This window comes from Isoptericola sp. NPDC060257 (assembly GCF_042726645.1).
In the GTDB taxonomy this organism is placed as follows: Bacteria; Actinomycetota; Actinomycetes; order Actinomycetales; family Cellulomonadaceae; genus Isoptericola; species Isoptericola nanjingensis.
Genome location: NZ_JBHXAW010000324.1, coordinates 1 through 4,442, shown reverse-complemented (window position 1 = coordinate 4,442; position 4,442 = coordinate 1). Strand labels below are relative to the sequence as shown.

At 74.0% G+C, this 4,442-nt stretch carries 5 protein-coding genes; 2 read left to right on the top strand and 3 right to left on the bottom strand.

The features are described 5' to 3' along the window. Positions 1-87 precede the first annotated feature (87 nt). Positions 88-645 (top strand): DUF6529 family protein, encoded by a 558-nt coding sequence (locus ACFWEK_RS19200; protein ID WP_430555075.1) that lies wholly within the window; start codon positions 88-90, stop codon positions 643-645. Next, complete coding sequence (locus ACFWEK_RS19195) at positions 642-950, top strand: hypothetical protein (RefSeq protein WP_430555074.1); 309 nt, start codon at positions 642-644, stop codon at positions 948-950. The genes ACFWEK_RS19200 and ACFWEK_RS19195 overlap by 4 nt, the downstream gene beginning before the upstream one ends. A 107-nt stretch (positions 951-1,057) precedes the next feature. Here the strand turns inward: ACFWEK_RS19195 and ACFWEK_RS19190 are convergent, their stop codons facing one another. The 3 genes from ACFWEK_RS19190 to ACFWEK_RS19180 form a co-directional block, all read right to left on the bottom strand. Beyond that, complete coding sequence (locus ACFWEK_RS19190; protein ID WP_430555073.1) at positions 1,058-2,545, bottom strand: helix-turn-helix domain-containing protein; 1,488 nt, start codon at positions 2,543-2,545, stop codon at positions 1,058-1,060. Positions 2,546-2,644: 99 nt separating this feature from the next. Beyond that, positions 2,645-3,592 carry a carbohydrate ABC transporter permease gene (locus tag ACFWEK_RS19185; RefSeq protein WP_430555072.1) on the bottom strand — a complete coding sequence of 316 codons (948 nt, stop codon included), beginning with the start codon at positions 3,590-3,592 and terminating at the stop codon, positions 2,645-2,647. Further along, on the bottom strand, positions 3,589-4,442 hold an 854-nt coding region (locus ACFWEK_RS19180), incomplete at its 5' end, for a carbohydrate ABC transporter permease (protein WP_430555071.1). The genes ACFWEK_RS19180 and ACFWEK_RS19185, both read right to left, overlap by 4 nt.

The window sequence follows — 4,442 nt, the reverse complement described above, 5'->3', positions numbered from 1 at the left end:
ACCTTCCGAGGCCTCGGAAGGTGCGCCGCCGCCTGTGCCGCGTCGTGTCCGGTGGCCGGCAACCGCCCGACCGGGCACTGTGACCGCATGGGCGAGTCCCCCGCGGTCCCCCGCGCGTCGTGGCGCTGGGCCCTGGCCGCCGCGACGGTGGCCGGCGTGGCCGTGGCGGCGGCGCTCGGCGCGTACGCGGACGCCCACCCGGGCGACGGCGCCCCGCTGCTGACCCTGTGGTTCACCGACATGCTGGCGATGAAGGCGTGGCTGTCCACCGGCGCCGTCGCGCTGCTCCTGGTCCAGCTCGTCTCCGCCCTGGCGATGTACGGCCGGCTTCCCGGCTCCCGGCAGGCCCCGGGGTGGGTCGGCGTGCTGCACCGGTGGAGCGGCGTGGCCGCGTTCGGGCTCACGCTGCCCGTCGCCTTCGCGTGCGTCTGGTCGATCGGGCTGGAGGACGACCCCGCGCGGGTGCTGGTGCACTCCGTCGCCGGCTGCCTGTTCTACGGCGCGTTCACGGTCAAGATGCTCGCCCTGCGCGTGCGCGGCCTGCCGCCCGCCGTGCTGCCCCTGCTCGGCGGCGCGGTGGTGGCGCTGCTCGCCCTCGTCTGGTCCACCTCCGCACTCTGGTACCTCACCGGGGGCATCGCGTGACGGGTCCCGGTGCCGCCCCCGACGCTCCCGCCCCGGGCGGTCCGGGACCGTCGCGCCGCGACGTCGTCGAGGGCCTCGCCGTCGCGCTGGTCGCCGGCGTCGGCGGCTTCGCCTGGTTCTCCGCCGCCGGCCCGCCGTCCGAGGCCGAGCGCGAGGAGCGCGAGGAGCGCCAGGACCAGCGCGACGAGCAGCAGGACGAGCTCGAGGACCGGCAGGACGACGAGCGTGACGACGACGAGGACCGGCAGGACGACGAGCAGGACGACGACGAGGACCGCAGCGGTCCGGACCGGGGGCGAGGATGAGACGACCGTTCCGGCAGCGCCTGCCCACGCTGGTGCTGATCGCGCTGGCCGCCGCGACCGTCGGCGCGATGCTGGCCGCGTTGCGCTGACCGGCGCCCCGACGGGACTCAGACGGTGGCGTGCCGCCTCACGATGCGGCTCACCGTCGCGCGGGACACGTCGAAGCGCTCGGCGATCTCCCGGTGCGTGAGCCCGTCGTCGGCGAGCTCGACGATCCGGCGGTCGCGGTCGCCCCGGTCGTCGGGCTGCTCGTCGGCCGTCGCGGCCGCGGGCTCCTCCGCCGTGACCGCGGGCGCCTGTGGCGCCGCACGCTCGACCGGGACGTCGAAAGTGGTGTCCTCCGTGGCGTCCCCGTCCGGCGACGTGCCGTGGGCCGTGAGGAACGCGGACCGCTGCGCGAGCGCGCCGCCCAGCGCCGGGTCCGCCTGCCGGAGCAGGTCGAACACCTCGACCCGGCGGGTGTGGCCCGTCTCCGGCAGCGGCTCGCGCGTGCCCGGCAGCCCGCTGTCCACCTCCACGTCGGCGGGCAGGAGCTCCGGCGCGTCACCGTCCTCGGCGCCGCCGACCTGCACGACGGGTTCGACCGCCGGGTCCGGCCCCAGGTCCTCGTCCACGTCGTCGAACCAGGCCTGCACCGCGGCGTCGTCCACCGCGTCGTCCCGGCGCCCGGCCTCGTCGACGACGGGCGTCGCGCCCGTGAGCGCCGCCTGGAGGTCGTCGGCGAAGGCGTCGTCGGCGAACGCGCCGCCCTCCACCGCCGTCGTCGTGGCGACCGGCTCGGGGGCGGGCTGCCGCAGGACCGTCGGCGCCGGCGCGGCAGGCGCCGGCAGCGCGCGCGGGCCCGAGGCCGCCGCACCGCGGGCGACGCCGCGCTCGACGGAGCTGGCGCCGATGAGGTCGAGGCGGTTGCCGTGCCGCTCGGCGGCCTCGAGCCGCTCCACCCAGACCTGCATGCGCCGCTCGAAGTCCTCGACCGTGAGCAGCTTCAGCGCGGCGTCGCGGGCGGCCCGCTGGCGGCTGTGCGCCGTCCGCACCTTGCGCATACCCGCGTGGTTCCCGGAGCTGTCGAGGCGCGCGTCGCGCCACAGCTCGAGGGCGGTGACGTACTGGTGCACGCGGTGCTCGCGGCGGCGCTCGTCGAGCGTGTGCCCCGTGACGAGGTGGCGCTCGCCCACCAGCGCCAGGTGCCACATGAGGGCGGCGACCAGCGGCGGCACGAACCGGAACGCGACCATGTACGGCGTGCTCGCGTCCGGCACGGCGATCTCGTGCAGCGCCGCGAACATGCCGGACGTGCCGGACAGGATCCACGTCAGGGTGAGGAGCACCCCGTACGGCCGCCCCTCCAGGGCGGCGTTGCGTGCCATGAGGGCGACGGCGACGAGGCTGACCTCGAGGAATCCGGCGAGGGCGTACGCCTCCGCCGGGGACATCCCCGCCACCTCCAGGCCGAACAGCACCATGCCGCTGTACGCCAGGGCGGTCGCGATGGTCGCGGCGACGACGACCGCGACCATCGGCAGGTGCCGCCCGCGGTAGCGCACCGTGGTGCGGGCGGAGCCCGTCGTGTCGGTCGTGGGGTCGTGCTGGGTCACGTCATTCCTCCGGGAGTCGCTGATCTGCGCACCTGTCAGATCTGCGCATATACCAGCATTGGGACGATCCAGGCGTCAACGACACCGCGGGTGAACCCGTCAACCCTTGACCGCTCCCCCGAGCCCGGCGCCGCGCAGGAACAGCCGCTGGAAGACCAGGAACATCGCCACCGGGAGCACGGTCGAGATCGCCAGGGCCGCGAGGAAGACGCCCAGCTCGGTGGACGCCTCGATCGCGGGCAGGCGGACCGACAGCGGCTGGATCGCCGGGTCCTTGAGCACCAGCAGCGGCCACAGGAAGTCCTTCCAGGCCGCGATGACGGCGAACACGGACACGACGCCGAGGATCGGCTTCGACATGGGCAGCACGATCGACCAGAACAGCCGGTACGGCCCGGCCCCGTCGACCCGCGCGGCCTCGAAGACCTCGCGCGGCAGGTTGTCGAAGAACCGCTGCACCAGCAGCACGTTGAACGCGCTCGCGCCGGCCGGGAGCCACACGGCCCAGAAGCTGTCGACGAGCGACCGGCCCAGCAGCGGCGGGTCGAGGATCGTCAGGTACAGCGGCACGAGCAGCACGACGGCGGGCACGAACATCGTCGACAGGACGAGCGCCTGCACCACCTTCCCGTAGCGCGGCCGCAGCACGGACAGCGCGTATCCGCCCGTCGTCGCGACCACGAGCTGCACGGCCCACGACCCGAGCGCCAGCCACACGGTGTTCATGAAGTACCGGCTGACCTGGACGTCGTTCCAGGCCCGCTCGAGGTTCTCCCACGCGATGCCGTGCGGGAACAGGGTCAGGGGCGTGCGCAGGATGTCCTGCGTCGGGGTGACGGCGTACTTCGCCAGCAGCAGCATCGGGCCCAGCCCGACGACGACGAGCAGCACGAGCAGCAGCACGTGCGTGCCGCCCATCCCCCAGCGGACCGCGGGACGGCGCCAGTCGGGCGCGGACAGCGCGCCGCGGTCGCCGTCGTCGGACGGGGTGGCGCGACGGCGCGCGGCGCGCGCCGGGGCGGGACGTGCGGTGGACGAGGGCGTCATGACGTGCTCCAGGACCGGGTGAGCCGGAAGTAGAGGACGGAGAAGACCGCGAGGACCGCCGCCAGCATGAGCGACAGCGCGGTCGCGGCGCCGTAGTCGCCGCCGAGGCTGTTCTGGAACGCGTACCGGTAGATGAGCAGCAGCACGGTCACGGTGGCGTTGTTCGGCCCGCCCCCGGTGAACAGGTACGGCTCGAGGAACACCTGCGCCGTGCCGATGACCTGGAGGATCAGCGTGATGAACAGCACCCCGCGCAGCTGCGGCAGCGTGACGTGCCAGATCTTGCGCCACAGCCCGGCGCCGTCCACCTCGGAGGCGTCGTACAGCTCGGCGGGCACGCTCGTGAGGGCCGCCAGGTAGATGATCACGGTGCCGCCGGCGCCGGCCCAGGTCGCGGCGAGCACGAGGGACGGCATCGCCCACGACGCGTCCTGCAGCCACGGGTACGGGCCGAGACCCACCCAGCCGAGGATCGTGTTGAACACGCCGGTCGGCCCGCCCTTGTAGAAGAACTTCCACAGCAGGACGGCGACGACGGGCGGCACCACGACCGGCAGGTACGCGAGGGCCGAGTAGAGGCCGCGGCCGCGGCGCACCTCGCGCATGAGCACGGCGGCGACCAGGGGCACGGGGTAGCCGAACAGCAGGGCCAGGAACGCGAAGTACAGCGTGTTCTGCACGGCCTTCCACAGCAGAGGGTCGGCCAGCACGTGCCGGAAGTTGTCCAGCCCGACGAACGTCGGGTCGGTGACGAGGTTCGTCTCCTGCGCGCTCATGATCACGGCGCGCACGATCGGGAACCACGAGAAGACGCCGAAGATCACCAGCAGCGGGAGCAGGAACACGAGGC

Bases quoted from the DNA above. Each gene is read 5' to 3' on its own strand.
- ACFWEK_RS19200 (WP_430555075.1), top strand. From the start codon at position 88: ATGGGCGAGTCCCCCGCGGTCCCCCGCGCGTCGTGGCGCTGGGCCCTG.
- ACFWEK_RS19185 (WP_430555072.1), bottom strand. From the start codon at position 3,592: ATGACGCCCTCGTCCACCGCACGTCCCGCCCCGGCGCGCGCCGCGCGC.